26 protein-coding genes are annotated in these 20865 nt (G+C 52.9%); 15 read left to right on the top strand and 11 right to left on the bottom strand.

All coding sequences use genetic code 11. From position 1 onward, the window contains the following. Window positions 1-12: 12 nt before the first annotated feature. Window positions 13-1251 carry a BMP family lipoprotein gene (locus A3L14_RS05415; RefSeq protein WP_055428745.1) on the bottom strand — a complete coding sequence of 413 codons (1239 nt, stop codon included), beginning with the start codon at window positions 1249-1251 and terminating at the stop codon, window positions 13-15. Between the two features lie 124 nt (window positions 1252-1375). On the opposite strand from A3L14_RS05415, the gene A3L14_RS05410 reads away from it, so the two are divergent. Together A3L14_RS05410 and ftsY are read left to right on the top strand one after the other, a co-directional pair. After that, window positions 1376-1825 carry a hypothetical protein gene (locus tag A3L14_RS05410; protein ID WP_055428744.1) on the top strand — a complete coding sequence of 150 codons (450 nt, stop codon included), beginning with the start codon at window positions 1376-1378 and terminating at the stop codon, window positions 1823-1825. 138 nt (window positions 1826-1963) lie between these two features. After that, entirely contained in the window at window positions 1964-2869 is a 906-nt protein-coding gene (ftsY, locus tag A3L14_RS05405; RefSeq protein WP_055428743.1) for a signal recognition particle-docking protein FtsY, read from the top strand. 477 nt (window positions 2870-3346) lie between these two features. Here ftsY and A3L14_RS05400 read toward each other — a convergent pair whose 3' ends face one another. Together A3L14_RS05400 and surE are read right to left on the bottom strand one after the other, a co-directional pair. Further along, window positions 3347-3940, bottom strand: coding sequence for a hypothetical protein (locus tag A3L14_RS05400; RefSeq protein ID WP_143597780.1), 594 nt, complete (start codon window positions 3938-3940; stop codon window positions 3347-3349). Window positions 3941-4048: 108 nt separating this feature from the next. Then, a complete protein-coding gene (surE, locus tag A3L14_RS05395; RefSeq protein WP_055428741.1) occupies window positions 4049-4828 on the bottom strand; it encodes a 5'/3'-nucleotidase SurE in 780 nt (259 codons plus the stop codon). Window positions 4829-4888: 60 nt separating this feature from the next. On the opposite strand from surE, the gene A3L14_RS05390 reads away from it, so the two are divergent. The 11 genes from A3L14_RS05390 to A3L14_RS05340 all read left to right on the top strand — a co-directional run bounded on the left by A3L14_RS05390 (window position 4889) and on the right by A3L14_RS05340 (window position 12433). After that, window positions 4889-5863 carry an archaeosine biosynthesis radical SAM protein RaSEA gene (locus A3L14_RS05390; protein ID WP_055428740.1) on the top strand — a complete coding sequence of 325 codons (975 nt, stop codon included), beginning with the start codon at window positions 4889-4891 and terminating at the stop codon, window positions 5861-5863. A 150-nt stretch (window positions 5864-6013) separates the two neighbouring features. Further along, window positions 6014-6283 carry a 2-oxoglutarate ferredoxin oxidoreductase subunit delta gene (locus tag A3L14_RS05385; protein WP_055428739.1) on the top strand — a complete coding sequence of 90 codons (270 nt, stop codon included), beginning with the start codon at window positions 6014-6016 and terminating at the stop codon, window positions 6281-6283. A 3-nt stretch (window positions 6284-6286) separates the two neighbouring features. Then, window positions 6287-7477 carry a 2-oxoacid:acceptor oxidoreductase subunit alpha gene (locus tag A3L14_RS05380; RefSeq protein ID WP_055428738.1) on the top strand — a complete coding sequence of 397 codons (1191 nt, stop codon included), beginning with the start codon at window positions 6287-6289 and terminating at the stop codon, window positions 7475-7477. Then, window positions 7477-8331: a 2-oxoacid:ferredoxin oxidoreductase subunit beta gene (locus A3L14_RS05375; protein ID WP_055428737.1), complete on the top strand. Its 855-nt coding sequence runs from the start codon at window positions 7477-7479 to the stop codon at window positions 8329-8331. Before A3L14_RS05380 ends, A3L14_RS05375 begins: the two co-directional genes overlap by 1 nt. 5 nt (window positions 8332-8336) lie before the next feature. Next, window positions 8337-8849: a 2-oxoacid:ferredoxin oxidoreductase subunit gamma gene (locus A3L14_RS05370; RefSeq protein ID WP_055428856.1), complete on the top strand. Its 513-nt coding sequence runs from the start codon at window positions 8337-8339 to the stop codon at window positions 8847-8849. After that, a complete protein-coding gene (locus tag A3L14_RS05365; RefSeq protein WP_055428736.1) occupies window positions 8846-9187 on the top strand; it encodes a DUF4258 domain-containing protein in 342 nt (113 codons plus the stop codon). Before A3L14_RS05370 ends, A3L14_RS05365 begins: the two co-directional genes overlap by 4 nt. Continuing rightward, window positions 9159-9365 carry a DUF2283 domain-containing protein gene (locus A3L14_RS05360; protein WP_055428735.1) on the top strand — a complete coding sequence of 69 codons (207 nt, stop codon included), beginning with the start codon at window positions 9159-9161 and terminating at the stop codon, window positions 9363-9365. The genes A3L14_RS05365 and A3L14_RS05360 overlap by 29 nt, the downstream gene beginning before the upstream one ends. Next, window positions 9362-10510: a 2-oxoacid:acceptor oxidoreductase subunit alpha gene (locus tag A3L14_RS05355; RefSeq protein ID WP_055428734.1), complete on the top strand. Its 1149-nt coding sequence runs from the start codon at window positions 9362-9364 to the stop codon at window positions 10508-10510. Before A3L14_RS05360 ends, A3L14_RS05355 begins: the two co-directional genes overlap by 4 nt. Further along, window positions 10511-11356: a 2-oxoacid:ferredoxin oxidoreductase subunit beta gene (locus A3L14_RS05350; protein WP_055428733.1), complete on the top strand. Its 846-nt coding sequence runs from the start codon at window positions 10511-10513 to the stop codon at window positions 11354-11356. Continuing rightward, window positions 11353-11913 carry a 2-oxoacid:ferredoxin oxidoreductase subunit gamma gene (locus A3L14_RS05345; RefSeq protein ID WP_055428732.1) on the top strand — a complete coding sequence of 187 codons (561 nt, stop codon included), beginning with the start codon at window positions 11353-11355 and terminating at the stop codon, window positions 11911-11913. Before A3L14_RS05350 ends, A3L14_RS05345 begins: the two co-directional genes overlap by 4 nt. Before the next feature lie 49 nt (window positions 11914-11962). After that, on the top strand, window positions 11963-12433 hold the full coding sequence (locus A3L14_RS05340) for a DUF192 domain-containing protein (protein ID WP_055428731.1): 471 nt from the start codon (window positions 11963-11965) through the stop codon (window positions 12431-12433). 102 nt (window positions 12434-12535) lie between these two features. On the opposite strand, the gene A3L14_RS05335 is transcribed toward A3L14_RS05340, so the two are convergent. The 6 genes from A3L14_RS05335 to A3L14_RS11665 form a co-directional block, all read right to left on the bottom strand. Beyond that, a complete protein-coding gene (locus tag A3L14_RS05335; protein ID WP_055428730.1) occupies window positions 12536-13846 on the bottom strand; it encodes an RNA-guided endonuclease InsQ/TnpB family protein in 1311 nt (436 codons plus the stop codon). Between the two features lie 234 nt (window positions 13847-14080). After that, a complete protein-coding gene (locus tag A3L14_RS05330; protein ID WP_055428729.1) occupies window positions 14081-14554 on the bottom strand; it encodes a PIN domain-containing protein in 474 nt (157 codons plus the stop codon). Continuing rightward, window positions 14551-14733 carry a hypothetical protein gene (locus tag A3L14_RS11670; protein ID WP_143597781.1) on the bottom strand — a complete coding sequence of 61 codons (183 nt, stop codon included), beginning with the start codon at window positions 14731-14733 and terminating at the stop codon, window positions 14551-14553. The genes A3L14_RS05330 and A3L14_RS11670 overlap by 4 nt, the downstream gene beginning before the upstream one ends. 37 nt (window positions 14734-14770) lie before the next feature. Further along, entirely contained in the window at window positions 14771-15118 is a 348-nt protein-coding gene (locus tag A3L14_RS05325) for a 6-pyruvoyl trahydropterin synthase family protein (protein WP_055428728.1), read from the bottom strand. A gap of 2 nt (window positions 15119-15120) precedes the next feature. Next, on the bottom strand, window positions 15121-15420 hold the full coding sequence (locus tag A3L14_RS05320) for a type II toxin-antitoxin system RelE family toxin (protein WP_074631238.1): 300 nt from the start codon (window positions 15418-15420) through the stop codon (window positions 15121-15123). After that, window positions 15392-15559, bottom strand: coding sequence for a hypothetical protein (locus tag A3L14_RS11665; RefSeq protein ID WP_157628418.1), 168 nt, complete (start codon window positions 15557-15559; stop codon window positions 15392-15394). Before A3L14_RS11665 ends, A3L14_RS05320 begins: the two co-directional genes overlap by 29 nt. Window positions 15560-15659: 100 nt before the next feature. Between A3L14_RS11665 and A3L14_RS05315 the strand changes: the two genes are divergently transcribed. Continuing rightward, window positions 15660-15917 (top strand): hypothetical protein, encoded by a 258-nt coding sequence (locus tag A3L14_RS05315; RefSeq protein WP_055428726.1) that lies wholly within the window; start codon window positions 15660-15662, stop codon window positions 15915-15917. A 106-nt stretch (window positions 15918-16023) separates the two neighbouring features. After that, on the top strand, window positions 16024-18258 hold the full coding sequence (metG, locus tag A3L14_RS05310) for a methionine--tRNA ligase (protein ID WP_088886113.1): 2235 nt from the start codon (window positions 16024-16026) through the stop codon (window positions 18256-18258). A 259-nt stretch (window positions 18259-18517) separates the two neighbouring features. On the opposite strand, the gene A3L14_RS05305 is transcribed toward metG, so the two are convergent. Together A3L14_RS05305 and A3L14_RS05300 are read right to left on the bottom strand one after the other, a co-directional pair. Continuing rightward, entirely contained in the window at window positions 18518-19453 is a 936-nt protein-coding gene (locus tag A3L14_RS05305) for a helix-turn-helix transcriptional regulator (RefSeq protein ID WP_055428724.1), read from the bottom strand. 56 nt (window positions 19454-19509) lie between these two features. Then, complete coding sequence (locus A3L14_RS05300) at window positions 19510-20778, bottom strand: hypothetical protein (RefSeq protein ID WP_055428723.1); 1269 nt, start codon at window positions 20776-20778, stop codon at window positions 19510-19512. Window positions 20779-20865 lie beyond the last annotated feature (87 nt).

Raw genomic sequence — 20865 nt, 5'->3', positions numbered from 1 at the left:
GGGTTGAAAAAATCACTTGGCAAGCTGCATCATTTCCTGCCAGGTCTTAGCGTTCCTGATGGCCTCGATCTCGTCCTTGTTGAAGGCCTTCGGAACCTTGATCTCGCCGCTGACTATCTTCCCCTTGAGCTCATCGACGGCCTGCCAGATCCAGTCCGGAACCTGCTTCCTAGTGTCCTCAAGGTACTTCTTAAGGTCATCCTTACTGTTGAATCCAAGCTCCTTGAGCTTCTGCTGCTGTGTGTCCGCAGGAAGTGAGTCAAACATGGCCATAACGTCGTCAACGGTGCTGACGCCGACACCGCCTTCCTTGAGGCCGAGCTCGACAACACCGCCCTTGAAGTTGCCCTCGACGGCGTCCTTGACGGCGGTATAGACACCGACATCAACGCGCTTCATCATGCTGGCGATGATGGCTCCCGGCTTAATCCAGTCCTGGGCGGAGTCAACACCGACCGCGAACGGCGGGCCCATCTTCTGGTTGTGGGCCTTGAGGTACTCCTCAACGGCCTGGAAGACGCCAACACCGGTTCCACCGGCGACCTGGTAGATGACCCAGGCACCCTGGTCAAGCTGGGCCTTTGCGGCCTGGTAGCCCTTAGCGGGGTCGGTGAAGGTTCCGGTGTACTGGTAGAGGACGTCTATCTTAACGTCCTTTCCGGTCTTCTGCTTGTAGTAGTCCTCGGCCCAGGCAACACCGAAGCGATAGCCACCCTCGAACTTGTAGAGGACGGGTATCTCCATTCCAAGGACGATTCCAACCTTGTCCTTACCGCTGTCGGCGGCGATGAGGGCAGAGAGGGCACCCACAAGTGCAGACCCCTCGTTCTCCTTGAAGAGTATCATCATGACGTTGTCCGGCATCTCCGGGTCAAAGCCGTCGATGATTGCAAAGTGCTGGTTCGGATACTCGGCAGCGACCTTCTTGACGGCATCGGTCATCATGAAACCGACCGCAATTATAACGAGGTAGTCGCCCTGCTGGGCGAGGGTCTCAAGGTTCTTGACGTAGTCGTCCTCTGTGTTGCTCTGGAGCTCAACGAGCTCAAGGTTGAAGTCCTCTGAAGCCTTTTTGGCACCTATGTAAGCCATGTCGTTAAAGCTCAGGTCACCCCTTCCACCGACGTCATAGACGATGGCAATCTTGCCCTTGGTCTGAGTGGATGTTTCTCCTCCACCGCTTATGCAGCCGCTGGCCACGACGCTTATGGCCAGGAGGCCGATTAAAAACAGGCTCAACCACTTCCTCATATGAAACCCTCCGCGAGTTTTGCAGATGTATATAGGCGGCGAAAATATATACTTTGCGGTGCTTATAAAACCGAAAACACAAGAAAGAATTTTAACCTTGGAGTAAAAGTTTTTTGTGATGACCATGCTGAAGAAAATAGCCAAATTGGACTCGGGAACCGTTTTAATCACCGGAGACGGGAAGAGGATTGCCAGGATATACCTCAATGCATGGGCAAAGCGGGGAAAGCGCATACTTGCTGAATACCTGCCGTTTCAGGTCGATGGTGACGTCTACATCGGCTCGCCGTTTGAGAGCGACGAGTTTGAGATATACCTAATAGTCAATCCACTCTCGCGCTCAAAGGCCGAAAGGGAGAAGTTAAAAGAGTGGCTCGCCTCACATACTGATAGGCTCGTCCTGCTCTACGAGCGCAAGTACGTGAAAGACTCAATAACCCGCTATGGGATAAAGGAGTTCGTCGATTACTTAATAGCTTACAAGAGAGAAACCGTTGGCTTCGAAAGGCTGGACGTTATGAGGCTGGAAGAGGGAAAAGTCGCCGAAAGCAAGACCTACGTCAGGAGGTACTGAATTTATAAACAATGACTCCAAACCAGCTTCGCCCGATGACGAGCGGTTTCGGGTCTGAGGTGTGATGACACCAGCTATCGCCGAGGGCGTTCATAATAATTATATATGCATAAGTCCCTCGCTCATAGGGTGATGAAAATGCTGGGAAAACTCAAGGAGAAGTTAGGCTCATTCGTGGACAAGGTCTCACAGACTGAAATAAGCGAGAAGGACGTGGAAAACGCACTCTGGGATCTGGAGATAGAACTCCTTGAGGCTGATGTTGCCCTTGAAACGGTTGAGGAGCTGAAGGAAAGGATAAAAGAGAAACTTGTTGGTCAGAAGGTAAAGATAGGTACCAACAAAAAGGCACTGGTCGAAAAGGCCGTCCGTGGGGCCGTCCTTGAGGTTCTGACACCTGAGAAGAGAATAGACCTCCTTGAGCTGATCCGGTCAAAGGAGGAGAAGCCCTTCGTCATAGCCTTCGTGGGCTTCAACGGCTCCGGGAAGACGACGACCATAGCCAAGCTCGCCCACTGGCTCAAGAAGAACGGTCTAAGCGTTGTCATAGCCGCAAGCGACACCTTCAGGGCTGGAGCGATTGAGCAGGTTGAGGAGCACGCAAGGCGCGTTGGCGTCAAGGTCATCAAGCACTCCTACGGTGCCGACCCCGCGGCAGTAGCCTACGACGCAATACAGCACGCGAAGGCGAGGGGGCTGGATGTCGTCCTTATAGACACCGCGGGCAGAAACGAGCTGAACAGGAACCTCATGGACGAGATGAGGAAGATAGCGCGCGTAACTAGGCCAGACCTCGTCATCTTCGTCGGCGACAGTTTGGCCGGCAACTCAGTGGTCGAACAGGCAAAGCAGTTCAACGAGGCGGTTAAGATAGACGGGGTAATCCTCACCAAGCTCGACGCGGACGCGAGGGGCGGCGCCGCTTTGAGCATAAGCCACGCGATTGGGGCGCCGATACTCTTCGTCGGCGTCGGCCAGGGCTACGACGACCTAAGGCCCTTCGACGAGAAGTGGTTCGTCGAGAGGATTTTCGGGGAGGAGTGAGCTTTCTCAACAACTGACCGCGAGTCCTCCGAGAATTATGGTGAGCACGAGGAAGCCCAGCAAAAAGCCCTCGATGGCAACCAACGCCTTCTCCCTCTTCCCTCTCCTAAAATGGCACCGATTAAGAGGGAGACAACAGGTAGGATTAAGATAGAGGCACGGGGCCTTGCAATAGATACAAGAACTACAGACAGAACGGGTACGCCAATAGCGAGGGCAGATTTTGCGAGGATAGCATTCTTTGAGATCAAATAGAGGCCAAAAAGTATGAGCGCGGGAAGAAGAACGGGGAGCACGAAGGAGAGTGAGGGCGAATACCTGAACCAGCAGGAAGGGATTCCGCGTCCCGGATGTCAACCCTCCCGCTTTCGATGTAGTAGCTCCTCAGCCGGGTCATGTTGTAGGGGAGAAGGAGCTCCCATGCCATTGAGAGGGCAATAAGAGAGGTGGAGAAGGAATTCCCTGACGTTTCAATGGCTAACCCCCCTCAGGCGAACCTGTCTGGACTACAAGCTTCGTCCCCGGCCTTACGCAGCTCTGCGTTGGGAACCACCAGGTCAACCTTTCAACGGCGGTCTCGTTGCTTCCTCCAACAACGAGAAGAACGCCTCTGCCCCAGAATTTGCTACATTCGAGGTAGTAACTCTCGTTTCCAGAGAAGAGCCTCCAGACACAGGATTCGCCTTCAGAGCTGTTCACGATTGTGAGTGAAGAGTTCAAGTCCTCCTCAATATCTTCAAACCATCCCATGCACTCACCGGGGTTTTCATAGACAAAAACTGCAACCTTGAAGTTTGTCGTGCCGTTGGAAACTAGGCCCTCAAAGCCGTCTTTGTAGCCCGAAACGTTGTAGGAGAGCCATGTTTCATTTTGCCTTGAGCTGAAATGAACGAGCATCTCATCAAGGACATCCGAAGCGTGAGATTCCGTATTTGATGCGTTGAGCTCGTTTGAAGGATTCGTTTTTTCACTGTTTTGGGGGTAGGGAAATTGGACTTCTATAACCAATATGGCAGCAATAACCAATGCTAAAAAGATAAAAAGGAGCCGTTTTGGATATCTCCCTCTCATGAAGTCACCGTAACTCGTAGGGAACAACATCTTAAAAAGTTTTCTTGGCCATATATTTTGAAAGGATTACATTAATTCCAATTGAAATTAGTGAGCACATTTACACGTTTATTTCCCCAAGAGAATCCCTCCAAGCTCCTCAAAATCTATTTTAGCCGTCATGTCTATGTTCACCGGCGTGACGCTGACCTTTCTTTCAACCTTCAGGGCGTAGGCGTCTGTCCCGGGCTCGAACTTCTCGCACTTCCTCCCGACTATCCAGTAGTAGGGATGTCCCCTCGGGTCGAGGCGCTCCTCTATGGTCGGGCGGTACCTCCTCCTGGCGAGTCTCGTTATCGCTATTTCTGTCTCAGGTGTGGCATCCCTGGGCACGTTCACGTTGAGCATGTCAACGCCGTCGGGAAAGCCCCTCTCAAGAACCGCCTTGGCTATCCTCCTCAGAAAATGCGACGCAACGGAGAAGTCTATTCCCTCCCCCTCGCTGAGGGTTTTCCTCCAGTCGACTTCGAGGCTCACGGCTATGCTGGGAATACCGTGCGTGGCAGTTTCAATGGCGGCAGATGCAGTTCCGGAAACTGTTATCTCGGTGCTGAGGTTTTCTCCAAGGTTAATGCCGCTTATGGCGAGGTCGAAGTCGGAGAAGCGCGCGAGGGCGAAGATTACACAGTCCACTGGCATTCCATCAAGGCCGTAGGCAACCTTTGCGCCTGGGACGTCAACGAGCTTGGCCCTAAGGGGCCTGTGAAGGGTCATAGCGCGGCCGCTGGCACTCCTCTGAAAGAGAGGGGCAACCACATACACCTCACCGAGGTCCTGGACGGCCTCAACTGCGGCACGGATGCCCTTTGAATAAATTCCATCGTCGTTCGTGATGAGTATCCGTGGCATGATAAGAACCTCAACCTCACCTTTAAAAACCCTAACTCCCAGCGAGGCTTAGGTGAGAGAATGACATACTGGACGAGCGAGGACAACGTTGCCGGCAAGCCCGGGACGGCGCTCTTCATAATCCTGCCCACGATAGGCTGCTACCGCTTTAGAATAAACGAGGCCTGCTACATGTGCGCCTACCCAACGGCCGCGCCGAAGGTTAAGTGGAGCCAGGAAGCCATAGTTGACTACGTAAGAGAGGCCCTTAAGAAAATCGAGGGCAAGAAAGGGCCCTTTGCAGTCAGGATGTTCACCTCCGGCTCGTTCCTGGACAACGGAGAGCTCAAACCGGAGACGAGGAGGAAAATCTTCGAGATTCTGGCGGATTTCGATGATGTTAGGGAGATAGTCATCGAGAGCAGAAGCGAACTCGTCCGCTACGAGGCAGTGAAGGAGCTGGCAGAGATAGTCCCTGACAGGCACTTCGAAGTTGCCGTAGGCCTCGAAACCGCCAACGACGATATAGCCGATGTTTCAATCAACAAGGGCAACACCTTCGAGGATTTTGTTAAGGCCGCGGAGATAACCCACGAGGCCGGAGCAAAGGTCAAAGCGTACCTCCTTCTCAAGCCAATATTCCTGAGCGAGCGCGACGGCATAAATGACGTCAAGGAGAGCATAACCAGGGCAGAACCCTACACGGACACCTTCTCGATAAACATCACGGACATCCAGAAGGGAACGCTCTACGAGAGGCTGTGGGAGAAGGGTGAATACCGCCCGCCCTGGCTCTGGAGTGCCGTTGAGGTTCTTCTCTGGGCGAAGAAGAGATTCCCGAACAAGAGGATCCTGAGCGACCCGGTGGGGGCTGGCTCGAAGCGCGGTCCGCACAACTGCCTCACCGAGTACGACAGGGTCATAGGTAGGGCGATAAAGAAGTTCTCGGCCACGCAGGATTTGAGCCATATCGAGAACCTCAAGCCGGAGTGCCGCGAGAGTTGGGAGTACATAGTTGAGAACGGCCTCCTCGACTGGCAGCTGGTGACGTGGTGAAGGTATTTCGTTTTTGAAAGAATTCTCATGTTTTCTTTTCGCGGAGCTTATAACGCTGCCCGTGATTCTTTGATGCCCACTTATGAGCCTTCACGAAACCTTTAAATGTTGACAAACGTAAACGGGGTTAGCAAATCGCGGGTGATGCTTATGGCCGAAGATTCAAAAACCGTGGTCGAAAAGGTGGAGTATCTGGTCACCGGCAAGGCCGAGGGCGTTGTTGAGATCGATGTGGACACTTTTCTGTGCAAGGGCTGCGGCATCTGTCTTGAAATGTGCCCAAGGAAAGTCTTCGAATGGAGCAGGGAGCTGAGCGAGAAGGGTGTCCACTACCCGGTTCCTGTTGACGCCGAAAAGTGCGTCAAGTGTAAGCTCTGTGAGCTGCTCTGTCCCGACTTTGCTATAGCGGTAAGGTGGTGACTCATGATCATTCGTGGTGACGAGCCTGACCAGGTCAGGCTCATTAGAAAGCTCTACAAGCCGGGCAACTACTTTATGCAGGGCAATGAGGCGGTTGCCTACGGGGCAATATTTGCAGGTTGTCGCTTCTACGCAGGCTATCCGATAACCCCATCCAGCGAGATAGCCGAAACAATGGCCAGGGAGCTTCCAAAGCTCGGCGGCTACTACCTCCAGATGGAAGACGAAATAGGAAGCATAGCGGCTATGATAGGCGCCTCCTGGACGGGCTTCAAGGTGATGACGGCAACGGCCGGGCCAGGTTTTTCGCTCATGCAGGAAAACCTCGGCTACGCTGTGATGACCGAGACTCCCCTCGTCCTTGTCGATGTCCAGAGGAGCGGTCCATCAACCGGCCAGGCCACAAAGGGTGCTCAGGGCGACTTCTTCCAGGCAAGGTGGGGGACGCACGGAGACCACCCGATAATAGCGGTTTCTCCGACGAGCGGGCAGGATGCATTCTGGGAGACGATTAGGGCATTCAACATAGCTGAGAAGCTGAGAACGCCGGTCGTGGTTCTCTTCGACGGTGTTCTGGCCCACACGAGGGAGCAGATAAGGATCCCGGACATCGAGGAGGTGGAGATAGCCTACCGCAAGCTTCCGGAGAACGAGGAAGAGGCAAAGCTCCCCTTCGGCGACCCCCACGGGGACGGCGTCCCACCGATGCCGCTCTTCGGCCACGGCTACTTCACCCACGTCACCGGTTCGACCCACAAGGAGACCGGTCTGCGCGATGTCTACACGCCAGAGGTTCACGATAGGCTCGTGAGGAGAATCCACCGCAAGATCGAGAAGAACATGGACGTTTACGAGAAGTACGAGGAGCACTTCACCGAAGATGCTGAAATCCTCGTTGTCAGCTGGGGCGTAACGGCAAGACCTGCCCTCGGAGCGGTTCTCAAGACCAGGAGAGAGGGAATAAACGTCGGCCTCTTCGTACCCAAGACCGTCCACCCGTTCCCGGCTGAGAGGATGCGTGAGCTGGCCAAGAGGGCACGGGCAGTGCTCGTCGCAGAGATGAACCTCGGGCAGATGATAATAGAAGTCGAGCGCTATGTCAACGACGACGTCCTCCTCAAAGGTGTGAACAAAATCGGCGGTGTGCCTCTGACCGTTGAGGAGATCCTCCGCGAGATAAGGGGTGTTGCCTGATGGCGAATAGGATATACTCCACCTACCCGATGGTCAAGTACCTCCGCAAGGAAGCCCTACCCACAGCCCTCTGCCCCGGCTGTGGCGGTGGAACTGTTCTCAACGCCTTTGCAAATGCAATTGACCAGCTCAAGCTCGACCCGAGGGATTTGGTCGTCGTCAGCGGAATAGGCTGCTCCGCCTGGATAGCCTCGCCGTACTTCCTCGCGGACACGCTCCACACGACCCACGGAAGGGCGATAGCCTTCGCAACCGGCGTCAAGGTTGGCCTTCCCGACAAGAAGGTCGTCGTCATAAGCGGAGACGGCGACCTGGCGAGCATAGGCGGCAACCACCTCCTCCATGCGGCAAGGAGGAACATCGACATGACGGTCATCCTCGTGAACAACTTCATCTATGGAATGACGGGCGGACAGGTGGCCCCAACGACACCTTTCGGCGCAAAGACCACAACCAGCCCGTACAGGAACATAGAACACCCGCTCCAGATTTCCGAGACTGTCGCTGCCGCCGGAGCGAGCTACGTTGCCAGGTGGACAACCGCCCACGTCTACCAGCTCATCGAGAGCATCAAGAAGGCCCTCCAGGTGAAGGGCTTCTCGCTCGTTGAGGTCATCTCCCAGTGTCCCGTCCAGTACGGAAGGAGGAACAGGATGAAGGAGCCGGCCGAGATGCTCAGGTGGTTCCTCAAGAACTCCGTTCCTGTCAGCAAAGCGAAGAACATGAGCCCAGAAGAGCTTGAGGGCAAGTTCATCATCGGCGAGATAATTAACAGACAGAGGCCCGAGTTCACGGAGGAGCTCAACAAGCTGATTGACGAAGTCCAGGAGCACTTCGGGCTTAAGGGGGAGTGATGGTTATGCAGGTTAGGTTTGCCGGCATAGGCGGTCAGGGTGTTGTGCTCGCGGGGGTAATACTCGGTGAGGCCGCCGCCATAGAGGGGCTGAACGTCGTCCAGACCCAGGACTACAGCTCGGCCAGCAGGGGCGGCCACTCAATAGCGGACGTCATCATCTCAAAGGAGCCGATTTACGACCTCATAGTCACCGAGGCGGACGTCCTGGTTGCCCTCGCCCAGCTCGGCTACGACACCGTAAAAGACGAGCTGAGGAAGGATGGATTGCTTATTATAGACACCGACCTGGTTAAGCCCGATAGAGACCACATCGGCGCACCCTTTACCCGGCTCGCCGAGGAGAGCACCGGCCTGGCACTCACAGTCAACATGGTAGCGCTTGGCTACCTCGTGGCGAAGACGGGAGTTGTGAAGAAGGAAAGCGTCGAGGAGGCAATCCGGAGGCGCGTCCCGAATGGAACGGAGGAGATAAACATCAAAGCCTTCAGGGTTGGATATGAGGAGGGAACCAAGTGATAATCAGAGAGGAGCTTCACGAAAGGGGAAGAATCTACACGATAAGCTCTGATGGCAGGAAATGCAGGGTACTTCTCACTTTTCACGCCATAGAGCGGGCGAAGAGATGGAATCTTTCAATCGAGGAAGTTTTAAACGCACTCATTTTTCCGAGGGAGGTTGTGAGTGGACATCACGGAAGGTTCATAGCCCACTATCCCCTCAACGACCACATCATCAGGGTGGTTTATGAATACGAAGCTGATCTTCCGGTTGTTGTAACGGTTTATAAGCCCCGGAAAGAGAGGTATTTTAAGGGCGGTGGAGGATATGAGGATAGAGTACTCCCAAGATGCTGACGTTCTCGTGATTTTTTTGAAAGATGACAAGATAGTGGATTCCATAGACATTGAGGAAGGCATAATAGCCCACCTCAACGAGAGGGGAGAAATCGTGGAGATAGAGGTGCTTGATGCTTCAAAATCTGTTGATTTTACGGAGCTGATAGTCAGGATTCCAAGTGGGGTGATAACATGAGGTACCCTTTTCCTGTCGGTAAGAGCGACTTCATCCAGGGTGATGAGGCCATAGCGAGGGCGGCCATCCTGGCCGGCTGCAGGTTCTATGCGGGATATCCCATCACCCCCGCAAGTGAGATCTTCGAGGCGATGGCGCTCTACATGCCCCTCGTTGATGGGGTAAGCATACAGATGGAGGACGAGCTGGCGAGCATGGCTGCCATAATAGGCGCCTCATGGGCCGGTGCGAAAGCCATGACCGCAACGAGCGGCCCGGGATTCAGCCTTATGATGGAGAACCTCGGCTACGCGATAATGACTGAAACCCCGGTCGTCGTCGTTGATGTTCAGCGCGGAGGTCCGTCGACGGGCCAGCCAACCCTTGCCGCCCAGGGCGACATAATGCAGGCAATCTGGGGAACCCACGGCGACCACTCGCTCATAGTCCTCAGTCCTTCAACCGTCCAGGAGGCCTTTGACTTCACGATAAGGGCCTTCAACCTGGCAGAGAAGTACAGGACGCCGGTGGTTCTTCTCACCGATGCCGAGATAGCCCACATGCGCGAGCGCGTTTACATTCCAAATCCCGGGGAGATAGAGATTATAGACCGTAAGCTGCCGGCCAACGAGGAGGAGGCCAAGTATCCCTTCGGGGACATACACGGCGACGGTGTTCCACCCATGCCGATATTCGGAAAGGGCTACCGCACATACGTTACCGGCCTCACCCACGACGAGCGCGGAAGGCCCAGAACGGTCGATGCTGAGGTTCACGAGAAGCTGATAAAGAGGATAATCGGAAAGATAGAGAACAACAGGAAGGACATAATCTCATACCACACCTACGAGCTTGACGACGCCGAGATAGCGATAGTGAGCACGGGTATAGTCTCGCGCTCGGCGGTAAGGGCCGTTAAGATACTCCGCGAGAGGGGCGTTAAGGCCGGCCTCCTCAAGCTCAACACGATATGGCCCTTCGACTTTGACATGATCGAAGAGCTTGCCGAGCGCGTGAGAAAGATATACGTCCCGGAGATGAACCTCGGACAGCTCTATCACCTCGTCAAGGAAGGGGCGAACGGGAAAGCTGAGGTCGAGCTCATAGCGAAGATAGGCGGCGAGGTCCACACTCCGATGGAGATAGCCGAGAGGGTGGTGGGCTGAATGTACCTGAAATCCGCTTACGAGATTCGCGACAAGTACCTGAGAAAGGACATGCTTCCTACAATATTCTGTCCGGGCTGTGGAATAGGCTCAGCTTTACAGTACACACTCCGCGCGATAGACGACCTTGGCCTCAACCCGGACGAGATAGTCTGGGTCAGCGGGATAGGCTGCTCCTCCCGCGTTCCGGGCTTCGTCAACTTCGACGGCCTCCACACGACCCACGGGAGGGCTTTAGCGTTTGCCACCGGCATAAAGCTCGCAAACCCAGACCTCAAGATAATCGCATTCATGGGCGACGGCGACGCTGCTGCAATAGGCGGGAACCACTTCATCCACGCCATCAGAAGGAACCTCGACGTCACGGTGATACTCATCAACAACTTCACCTACGGAATGACAGGTGGACAGGTAGCGCCTACAGCTCTTAAGGGCCTGCGCGGAACCACAGCGCCGTACGGCCAGTTTGAGAACCCCTTCGACATAGCTGACTTGGCCGTCTCTGCCGGGGCCAACTACGTGGCCCGGTGGAGCGTCTTCAACTACCTCCAGGGGATCAACAGCATCAAGAAGGCTCTCCAGAAGGAGGGCTTCACGCTCGTTGAGTTCCTCTCGCCGTGTCCAATAAGCTTCGGAAGGAGGAACAGGATGAAGACGGCCCCGGAGCTTCTCCGCTGGTACCAGAAAATAACCGTCCCGCTGGCGAAAGCCAAAAAGATGCCCCCGGAGGAGCTTGAGGGCAAGATAGTCATCGGCGAGTTCGTGGACAGGGACAGGCCCGGCCTCGTGAGGGAGTATGAGGCCTACAAGAAGCGCGCCAAGAAAATGATGGGGTGGGAAGAATGAGGAGGGAGATACTCTTCAGCGGCTTCGGCGGTCAGGGGGTTATACTCGCCAGCGTCATCCTTGGCAGGACGGCGGCCGTTTACGAAAACCTCTACGCGGTGCAGACGCAGGCCTACGGGCCAGAGTCGAGGGGAGGAGCGAGCAAGGCCGAAGTAGTTATCAGTGACGAGCCCATAGACTACCCCAAGACGCTGAAGCCGGACTGCGCGGTGTTTTTCTCACAGGAGGCCTACAACAAGTACCTTCACACGGTGAGGGAGGGTGCCAGGATAATAGTCGAGGAGGACCTCGTTCCCCACAGGGATTTTGAGTTTGAGAAAAAGCTTGAGGTGCTCTCGCTACCGCTCACGGAGATAGCCGAGGAAACCACCGGACTGAGCCTCACCATGAACATCCTCGCACTCGGAATCCTTACCGCATGGACCGGGGTAGTGGGAAGGGAGGCCATAGAGAAGGCCGTTTTGGACGCTGTGCCGAAGGGAACGGAGGAGATAAACCTGAAGGCTCTCCACAAGGGCTTTGAACTTGGAGAGAAGGCCAAGTCAGGGGAACTTTGACATTTTTCCTTTCCCAAAAACTTATCAATCCGCATTCCCATCTTCTATCATGCTCATCAACGAGACCAAAGGCAGAACATGGCACGGAAAGGTCAAGCTCGCGGACAGCTTCTTCAAGCGCTTTAGGGGACTAATGCTGGTTAGAGACATCAACTACGCCCTTGTTTTTGTATTGCCAGCCGAAACAAAGGCTAACGCTTCTATTCACATGTTCTTCATGCTGAGCGATATAGACGTCATCTGGCTCGATTCAGCGAGACGGGTGGTGGATTTCAAAACCGCCAAAAAGTGGCGCCTCTACGCTCCGAAAAAGCCCGCGAAGTACATAATTGAGGGGCCGGTCGGGATAACGCGGGTTCTTGAGATCGAGCAGGGAGACGTAATAAACTGGACACCGAGCGAAGAGAATGAAAAGTCCGTGCCGGTGAAGGTGTCGCTGCCGGAGAAGATTTCCTTTGAAGGTTCGAACGGCATAGCGATGGCCGAGAGCGTTAGGGAAGCCAAGGCCGAGGGGAACTAAACGAGGGACTCAGATTCTTTTTCAGTGGGGCATGTCTTCATTGAGGGTTCGCCATACCACCCGGTGCTGACCTCCTCCCCGCTTTGGAGGGGTTCTAACGAGTTAACCCCTCGCCATTGACGGGGAGGTTTGAGGGGTCTCATTTAGGCCCAAAATAAAGCGGGTCTTCGACCCCTCGGGGACGGCCTTGCCCCCATTACCCCTACCCACCGTTAAACCCGGCAGGCTCGGGGTTATGGTTTTGGCAACTTTTTTCAAAATGTTAAACGCTCCAACTAAGTCCGCATTCATAACAACGCCCTCTCTACGGCACTTAAACAAACCCCTGGAAATTCTTCCACCAGAATGGCGTTGGCCGCAGAGAGGGCACGATTGCGAAGTGAAGGCCTCATTAACGACAACAACGCTGATACCATACTCTTCAGCAACTTCCTTGAGTCGCTGAATCACAGTGTTAAACCGCCAAACGTGGGAGAGGAGAAAATTCTGCTTTTTACCCTTATCAGAATTTCTGGCGATTCCCTTCGGATAACCCACGACAATCTTAGAAACTCCAAGATTGTAAAGCCTTCTAACAGTTTGTCTAACTGCGGTGTTAATGTAGTGCTTGGCTTGTAGTTTAGCCTTCTCGTGCATTCTTTTTAACTTCCTGCTCGTTTTAGCTCCAGACTTGTTGAGTTTTGACTGATACTCTGCAATTTTTCTCCTCCAGTAAAAGTCAATACTTTTGAGTGGTCTCCCGTTCACGAGGAAGCTTTTTCCGTTTTCAACGTAAACGGCCATTAAGTTGTTCACTCCCAAGTCAATCCCCGCGAAAAGGCTTCCTTTTGGGGTTCTCGGGAGTTTAACCCATTCCTCGCCCCCAAGTTTCTCCTCAACGATAATGCTGATGTGAGCGTACCACTTCCGCTTTACCGGGTCGTAAGTTATTTCTAACCTTCCCTGCTTGCCCTTCAAGTGTATCCTGCCCTTGAACTGGATTCTAAGCCTACCGAACTTTCCGAGCCTTCTGAGCTCGATAACGTTACCATCAATCCTGTACTGGTCGTTCCTGAGAGGAATAATGAAGAGTTTTCTCCCGTCTTCTCCCTTAATAAACCTTGGTGGTCTTGGTTTCAACCAAGAGGGCAGTCCCCCCTTCTTTTTCTTCTTGTTGGGGGAAAAGAAACTCCTCCAGCTTTCAGCGTTCTTTCGGGCTAATTGCTGAACTGTTGAACCGCCAATCCAGTTTTTGAACTCATAGTATGCTTCCTTTTCTGTTCCGTTAAAGTCGATTTTCCCGAATTCTTTGAATTGTTTGAGCCTCTGGTAGTTGAGCTTGTTCCAAATTACTGCTGAAGCGTAAGCTAACTCAAAGAGGATTTTCTCCTGCGCCTTTGATGGTTGAAGTTTAACCGTTACTGAACGCTTCATTTCAAAGTATGGTATGGGTTTTATGCTTTAAAAAAGTGTTGCTTTCCTGCTCAAGAGCCAAATTCTCGAACACTGTACCCCGCCCTAAAGGGCGAGGCTTGCAAAAGAAAAAAGTCAACTCCGAAATATGCATGTATGAAAGGTACGGATAACTTCAAACTGTGTCTTCTTGTCCCGTTTGAACTCTTGGAATTCCATATTCTCAGTAAACTCTTCTATTAGAGATATTGACTCTTACTCTTCCCAGAATCCCTCCGGAACGAGCTTGATGACGTCCCTCACCGCTTCAAAGTCCTCGTCGAGGGTGGCGAGCTTGTCACAGTTGTATTCCAAGGCAGTGGCGAGAATTTTGGCGTCGTGGGGAAGGAGAGAGTAATCATGAACGAACGTGGCAACGGTCAGCCAGTCCCGGGAGTCAGAAACCAGTAAAACATCTTTTGCGTCAATAAGTGCTAAGATGTCCGATATGGCATCAGAAGCGCGTCTCCTGAACTCTGCGTCGTTCCTGAGAAGCTCCTTAACTTTCCAGATTGACATTGCGTTGTACTCCTTCTCACCAAGCTTCCTGATGAGTGCATAAAATAACTCATCAACGACGGTGTCTGAAGTTAGTTTCCCTTCTCGGGACTCAAGAACATCAACGGCGTATTCGGTAAGGCTGGTTTCGATAAGGTAGTTGTAGAGAACGCTTGAGTCTATAAAAATCACTGCTCATACACCTCAAGCCTATACCTTTTGAACTCCTCAGCGTTCCCCTTCCCAAACATTCCGGGTCTGACTTCCTTTTTTTTCACCTCGATAAGCTTCTTAAGTTCAAGAGCCTCCTTGAAAAGATGAGAATACAGCTTTAACATCCGTTCTGAAGTAACCTCGGACATTCCGTTCACCATTGCTAACTTCCACATTGGGGGATAAAAACGTTTCTTAGAACTCAAACTCCACCCCGTTCTCCTCGCCCTCCCAAAGGATCACACGTTTGAGCTTGACGCCGTCGGGTAGTTTTTTTCCGACCTCTCCCGCTATCCAGAGGGCCACGTTCTCGGTCGTCGGGTTTTCGAAGAGAGCGTTTAGGTTTCTGTGGTCAAGCTTCCCGATGATTTCATCCACGATTTTCCTCAGCTCAAGGAAGTCCATCACGTAGCCCTTCTTAATTTCGCCTTCAACAGCCACCTCAAGCCAGAACGTGTGGCCGTGTATCTCCTCGGGCTTTCCGTCTATGATAACGGCGTGGGCGGCCTCAAACTTGAAGCGCTCGACGATTCTGGCCTTCAAAATTACTCACCCTTTCGTCTCTTTAACCTTTCATAGACTTTACCCCTGTGAGAAATCATCCACACAAAAATAATGTTCTCCTCGTGGTTAGGTTCAATGATAATCCTGTAATCCCCAACCCTCACCGAGAAAAGATCATCATATCCTTTCAACGGTTTTTTATGTATGGACTCGGGGGCAATTTTGAGAGTTTGGAGAACCTGCTTTATTCTGAGTTGCGTTTCTGGAGGGATCTTTTTCATATCTTTAAGGACTTCCCTGTGAAAAAGAAGTTTATACACCCAGCTCCCTCCAGAACTCATCCTCCCCTATGAAGTCCCGCTTTTTCCTCCGATATTCAAGTTCCCGTATCTCTTCCTCAGTAAGCTCCTCAAATTCCATCAATCTCTCCAGCCTCTCAATGCGATGTTCCAACTGTTGGAGCCGCTTGACTACTTCCATACTCCCACCGTTACTGGTTTATCTCTATCCAAAAATAAACCTTCCGCCATCACACCGAAAACCACATCAAGGGGATGCCTTAAACTTTTCCGGTGATGTTATGGGGTGCGGTATGGCCGTCGATGCCAACAGGGTTATAGCCGGTGGTGTTTTAATCTTTGTAGAGCCGGAAGAGTTCAGGAAGTTCCTTGAACTCAAGAAAAGGCCCCTTCTTATAGTGGGTGAAACTGGGGGCTTCAGGAAAACCAAGCTGACAATGACAACCTACGACGGAGCTTTGATAATCACCCGGGGAGAGGTCGAGGTTCCAAAAAATGCCATCCTTGTAAGGACCGAAAACCTCTCCCTCGGAAAGTGATATATCAAACCCTACATATTTTTCCCCAGACATAATAACCCACCGTAATGTTTAAAACCCGCAGGTCTTATAAGGGGCTAAACCCATTGCCGGGACGGTGGTTAAAATGGTCAGGTACATGGTAACATCTGCACTCCCTTACGCTAACGGGCCGATTCACGCGGGACACCTGGCAGGAGCGTATTTACCAGCGGACATTTTCGTTCGCTATCTCCGCCTGAAGGGCGAGGAAGTCCTTTTCATATGTGGGACGGATGAACATGGGACTCCGATAACATTCCGTGCTCTCAAAGAGGGAAGAAGTGCCAGGGAGATCGTCGATGAGTTCCACGAACACATAAAGACGACCTTCGAGAGGGCCAAGATAAGCTTCGATTTCTTTGGAAGAACCGAGCTCCCGGTTCACTACCGGGTAAGCCAAGAGTTCTTCCTAAAAGCCCTCGAAAACGGCCACCTCGTCAAGAAGGTCACCAAACAGGCCTACTGCGAGCACGACAAGATGTTCCTGCCCGACAGGTACGTCATAGGCACCTGCCCCTACTGCGGTGCAGAGGGTCAGCGCGGCGATCAGTGTGAAGTCTGCGGGCATCCACTCACACCGGAGAAGCTGATCAATCCACGCTGCAACATCTGTGGCAACCCGATAACCTTCAAGGACTCGGCTCACTATTATATTCGCATGCAGGACTTCGAGGAGAAGCTCAAGGCCTGGGTGGAAAGCCAGGAGCACTGGAAGCCGAACGTCAGGAACACCGTCCTCGGCTGGATAAAGGAGGGCCTCGAAGAGAGGGCCATAACGCGCGACCTTGACTGGGGTATTCCGGTCCCGCTCGACGATGAGGACGTTAAAGGAAAGGTACTTTATGTCTGGTTCGAGGCACCGATAGGATACATCAGCATCACCGTTGAGCACCTGAAGAGAGAGGGAAGGGAGAATGAGTGGAAGAAGTTCTGGCTCAACCTCGACGGAGAGACAAAGGTAATCCACTTCATCGGCAAGGACAACGTGCCCTTCCACGCGATATTCTGGCCGGCCTTCCTGATGGCCTACGGGAAATACAAAGACGAAGAAACCGGGGCCGAGTGGCTTTTGCCATACGACATCCCTGCCAACGAGTACCTCAACCTTGAGGGCAAGAAGTTCTCGACGAGCAGGAACTGGGCGATATGGGTTCACGAGTTCCTTGATGCGTTTCCAGCGGATTACCTGCGCTACTATCTCACCGCCATAATGCCCGAAACCCGCGACAGCGACTTCAGCTTTGCAGACTTCAAGAGCAAGATAAACGAAGAACTGGTAAACAACCTCGGAAACTTCGTGCATCGCGCACTCACCTTCGTCAACCGCTACTTCAACGGAACTGTGCCGGAGAGAGGCGAGCTGGACGACCTCGACAGGCAGGCCTTCGAGGAGATTGAGAGGGCCTTTAAGGAGACCGGAAAGCTGATAGCCCAGTACAAGTTCAAGGACGCGTTGAAGAGGGTCATGGAGCTGGCCATCTTCGGCAACCGCTACTTCGACTACCAGAAGCCGTGGAAGACCGCCAAAACCGACCGCGTTAGGACGGCCACCACGGTAAACATCTCCCTCCAGATAGTTAAAGCGTTGGGAATCCTCCTTGAGCCGTTCCTTCCGGATGCGAGCGAGAAGATATGGCACCTCCTCAACCTCGAGGAGCTCAAGCGCTGGGAGTTCACCGAGATTCCTGCAGGCCATAAGGTTAGAAAAGCCACTCCAATGTTCAAGAAGGTAACCGACGAGGACATAATTTACTTCATCGTGAACTACATAGCCAGGGGCAACCCGGAGAGCGCCAAACTGCTCCTCGACAAGTACTACAGGCGGGACAACGGGGGGAAAATTACCATCGAGCGCTTCGGGGAGGCGAAAAGGGAAGAAGCGATGGCAATCCTTAAGAGCATCTACGGGGATGAACTGGAGGCCAAAGCCGAAAAGGCCGGAAAGGCCTCGAAGAAGGAGAAGGTGAAGAAAAAGGGAAAAGGTGGTGAAAGCGTGGAGTATATCAGCTTTGATGACTTCATGAAGCTCGACCTGAGGGTTGGAAAAATAATCGAGGTCAAAGACCACCCCAACGCCGACAGGCTCTACGTGGTCAAGGTTGACCTTGGCGACGAGATCAGGCAGCTCGTTGCCGGGCTGAAGAAGTACTACAAGCCGGAAGAGCTGCTCAACCACTACGTCGTCATCATAGCAAACCTCGAACCCAAGAAGCTTCGCGGTGTGGAAAGCCAGGGAATGCTCTTAGCGGCTGACGACGGCGAGCGCGTTGCGTTACTCATGCCGGACAAGGAAATAAAGCTCGGCTCAAGGATAAGGTGATTCTTTCTTCTCCCTTTTTCGTGTTGATGGTGCATGTTTGGAAGGCTTCTCAAAACAGGGTTTAGGTTTGAGGAGGACAAGATGTTCATTGAATACCCCACTGGGCTTTAATGCCAACTTTACGGCTCATAAAAAAGTTATAATCCCCGTATTATACCATGTCAATAACTTTCGTTAATCACGCCCCAAGGCCTTGGAGGATTTCACCCCGTTAGGAATGAAAATTGAAATTAGATAGAAATCCCAAACAAAGACCCGTCTAAAGCCTCAGCTCCACCCAGTTCTCCCTCTTCTTCTTGTAAACCCTCACGAGTCCCTGCTTCTCAAGGCGCTGGAACATTCTCCACGCGGTCGTCTTCGGGATACCGAGCATCTCCCGGACCTCTGCCTGCTTGGCCTTTCCACCCCTGTCGAACAGGTAGAGCAGGGCTTTCTCCTCGTCCTTCGTCAGTTCGTACCCCCTAAGGCGCTTCTCGAAGTCCTCCCTGCTGATGCCTGGAGCTACATCCTCTTTCTCTCCGCGCTTCATGTAGAGAAATCCTCCCCCAGCGGCAAGAACAAGCAGGCCCAGGATACCGAGCATTGTCCAGTTTGTGGAGCCTCCTCCTGAGGTGGGAGGTGAGGATCCAGGATTAGATGACACCGTCGAGTTGGAAGGTTCAGCAGTCATTCCAGAGGTCGGGGCCGTTGGAATCTCTGCCCCCGTTGGTCGGTATTCAAGGACATAGGAAACCGTCTGGTTTCCGGCAGGCATTAGTATAGAGTTCCCGTTTATCTCAAGGGGTATATCGGTGAGGTCGACTATGACAGCGTTATCCGGAAAGGTTATTTTAACCGGAACGGTTGAGCCGAAATGAACGCTCCATATGGCGCCGTTTTTCGCGGTCAGGTCGGGAGTGTAATAGGTTACTCTAACACCGGTGGCGTTTTCAAAATACACTGTGAGGGTGGAGCCGTTTATCTCGTACGGCAGGGGTTTTCCGCTCTCGTCGATAACGGTCAGCCCCTCAACGTTGGTAGCGAGGAGCGGGACAGAAAAGCTGACCGTGTAGTTCTCGGGAACGATAGCCTCAACTACCTTAACGTACCCGTCGGAGTAGACTGTAAGGCTGAGGGACTCGACGGAGTACTGCCCGCTTACAAGAGGCAGGATCATGAGTGCAACTGCAAGCACTATCACTGCTTTGCTCCTCATCACAGCACCTCCAGAAGTTAAGAAATCCTCCTTAAAAAGATATTAGAAGGGGAGGTTCACTCACTATCCTCCGAGTCGTCTTCACCGTTGTGTTCCTCGCCCCCGTTGCCATCCTCAGAGTCCTCATGCTGGCCGTTGTCATCATCGTGGGAGTCCTGTTCCTCGTAGTCCCCATCCTGGTCATCTTCACTCTCATCGTCGGTGTATTCGTCCTTGTGCTCGTCCTTCTCCTTGTGGTCATCCTCGTATTCATCATCTTCATCCTCGTGCTCTTTCTCCTCTTTCTCTTCCTTGTACTCCTTCTCTATCTCCCCAGTCTCCTCGACTATCTCCTTCAGCTCCTCGTTGATGTCGTGGAGCATGTCGAGGGCTTCCTCGTACTGGCCGCTCTCGACGAGGGCGTTGAACTCCTCATACATCATCTGGAGTTCCATGAGGTTCTCCTGGAGGTAAGTGGCGTTTATCGTGGAGTTCTGGATCAGGGCCATTAGTTCCTGCATGAGCTCCATCTGCTCCTGGAGCTTCTCCATGAAGGCCTGGCTTATCTCATCGGCCTTTGCGCTGACTATCTGCTCCTGGAGCTCCTCAACGGCATCCTCAAGCTTGTCCATGAGCTCCTCTGCATACTCAAGGTCCGCCTTGAGCGCTGTGACGTTACCGCTGGCAAGATCCTGGGCGACGACCTTGTAAGCTTCTTTGGTTGCATTGTAGAGTTCCTTAATCTGGGTCACGTTGAGGCCTTCCGCTTCAGCCTCCGCGATAACTTTCTCCACGTACGGGAAGTACTCCGCGGCCCTGTGAAGCTCCTCCTTAGCGTCCATTATGAGTTCATAATACTCGTACTGCTCCTCCATTTTCTCTTCCTTGTGCTCTTCGTAGTAGTCGGTAAGCTCCTCTATGACCTCCTTGTAGAGGTAAAGGGCGTTCATGGAGGCGTTTATGCTCTCGCTGTAGTTGCCGGCGTTGTAAAGCTCCCACGCCTTGGTATGCATTGCTTCAGCCTGAGAGTAGAGCTCAAGGGTGTAATTGGAGATCGTGACGTTGCTCGCATTGAGCTCATCTATCAGGTCTGTGGTGTAGTTGGCGACCTTATCCAGTATCAGGAGCAGGTTGTATGCCATAACGCTCGTGTTCGTTGTATTGGTGACGTTGGTCATGTTAACGGGGGTGGTGTTGGTCACGTTCGTGGCGTTGACCACCGAGACGTTGCTCACTGCGGTTGTGTTTGTTGCTGTGGCGTTTACGCTGGCCGCCCATACGGCAGTGCTCAGTGGTATCAGTGCCCCTATAAAGAGCACCAGCAGGGTTTTCATACTCATCTTCATGGCTCTCACCTGATATTGTGTAGGTGTCCACACGTATATTAGGAACCCGCCGGACTTTGCTCGTTTCAAAACGTTCCTCCGAGTTTC

The organism is Thermococcus thioreducens (assembly GCF_002214545.1).
Lineage (GTDB): Archaea > Methanobacteriota_B > Thermococci > Thermococcales > Thermococcaceae > Thermococcus > Thermococcus thioreducens.
This window is presented reverse-complemented; position numbering and strand designations above follow the sequence as displayed.

Coding starts and splice junctions, on each gene's coding strand:
- A3L14_RS05415 (WP_055428745.1), bottom strand. CDS start 1,251: ATGAGGAAGTGGTTGAGCCTGTTTTTAATCGGCCTCCTGGCCATAAGC.
- A3L14_RS05315 (WP_055428726.1), top strand. CDS start 15,660: ATGGGGTGCGGTATGGCCGTCGATGCCAACAGGGTTATAGCCGGTGGT.
- A3L14_RS05300 (WP_055428723.1), bottom strand. CDS start 20,778: ATGAAGATGAGTATGAAAACCCTGCTGGTGCTCTTTATAGGGGCACTG.
- A3L14_RS05400 (WP_143597780.1), bottom strand. CDS start 3,940: ATGAGAGGGAGATATCCAAAACGGCTCCTTTTTATCTTTTTAGCATTG.
- A3L14_RS05380 (WP_055428738.1), top strand. CDS start 6,287: ATGATCATTCGTGGTGACGAGCCTGACCAGGTCAGGCTCATTAGAAAG.
- A3L14_RS05410 (WP_055428744.1), top strand. CDS start 1,376: ATGCTGAAGAAAATAGCCAAATTGGACTCGGGAACCGTTTTAATCACC.
- A3L14_RS11665 (WP_157628418.1), bottom strand. CDS start 15,559: ATGGAAGTAGTCAAGCGGCTCCAACAGTTGGAACATCGCATTGAGAGG.
- A3L14_RS05335 (WP_055428730.1), bottom strand. CDS start 13,846: ATGAAGCGTTCAGTAACGGTTAAACTTCAACCATCAAAGGCGCAGGAG.
- A3L14_RS05340 (WP_055428731.1), top strand. CDS start 11,963: ATGCTCATCAACGAGACCAAAGGCAGAACATGGCACGGAAAGGTCAAG.
- A3L14_RS05385 (WP_055428739.1), top strand. CDS start 6,014: ATGGCCGAAGATTCAAAAACCGTGGTCGAAAAGGTGGAGTATCTGGTC.
- A3L14_RS05375 (WP_055428737.1), top strand. CDS start 7,477: ATGGCGAATAGGATATACTCCACCTACCCGATGGTCAAGTACCTCCGC.
- A3L14_RS05345 (WP_055428732.1), top strand. CDS start 11,353: ATGAGGAGGGAGATACTCTTCAGCGGCTTCGGCGGTCAGGGGGTTATA.
- A3L14_RS05360 (WP_055428735.1), top strand. CDS start 9,159: ATGAGGATAGAGTACTCCCAAGATGCTGACGTTCTCGTGATTTTTTTG.
- ftsY (WP_055428743.1), top strand. CDS start 1,964: ATGCTGGGAAAACTCAAGGAGAAGTTAGGCTCATTCGTGGACAAGGTC.
- A3L14_RS05370 (WP_055428856.1), top strand. CDS start 8,337: ATGCAGGTTAGGTTTGCCGGCATAGGCGGTCAGGGTGTTGTGCTCGCG.
- A3L14_RS05390 (WP_055428740.1), top strand. CDS start 4,889: ATGACATACTGGACGAGCGAGGACAACGTTGCCGGCAAGCCCGGGACG.
- surE (WP_055428741.1), bottom strand. CDS start 4,828: ATGCCACGGATACTCATCACGAACGACGATGGAATTTATTCAAAGGGC.
- A3L14_RS05355 (WP_055428734.1), top strand. CDS start 9,362: ATGAGGTACCCTTTTCCTGTCGGTAAGAGCGACTTCATCCAGGGTGAT.
- A3L14_RS05320 (WP_074631238.1), bottom strand. CDS start 15,420: ATGAGTTCTGGAGGGAGCTGGGTGTATAAACTTCTTTTTCACAGGGAA.
- A3L14_RS05350 (WP_055428733.1), top strand. CDS start 10,511: ATGTACCTGAAATCCGCTTACGAGATTCGCGACAAGTACCTGAGAAAG.
- A3L14_RS05305 (WP_055428724.1), bottom strand. CDS start 19,453: ATGAGGAGCAAAGCAGTGATAGTGCTTGCAGTTGCACTCATGATCCTG.
- metG (WP_088886113.1), top strand. CDS start 16,024: ATGGTCAGGTACATGGTAACATCTGCACTCCCTTACGCTAACGGGCCG.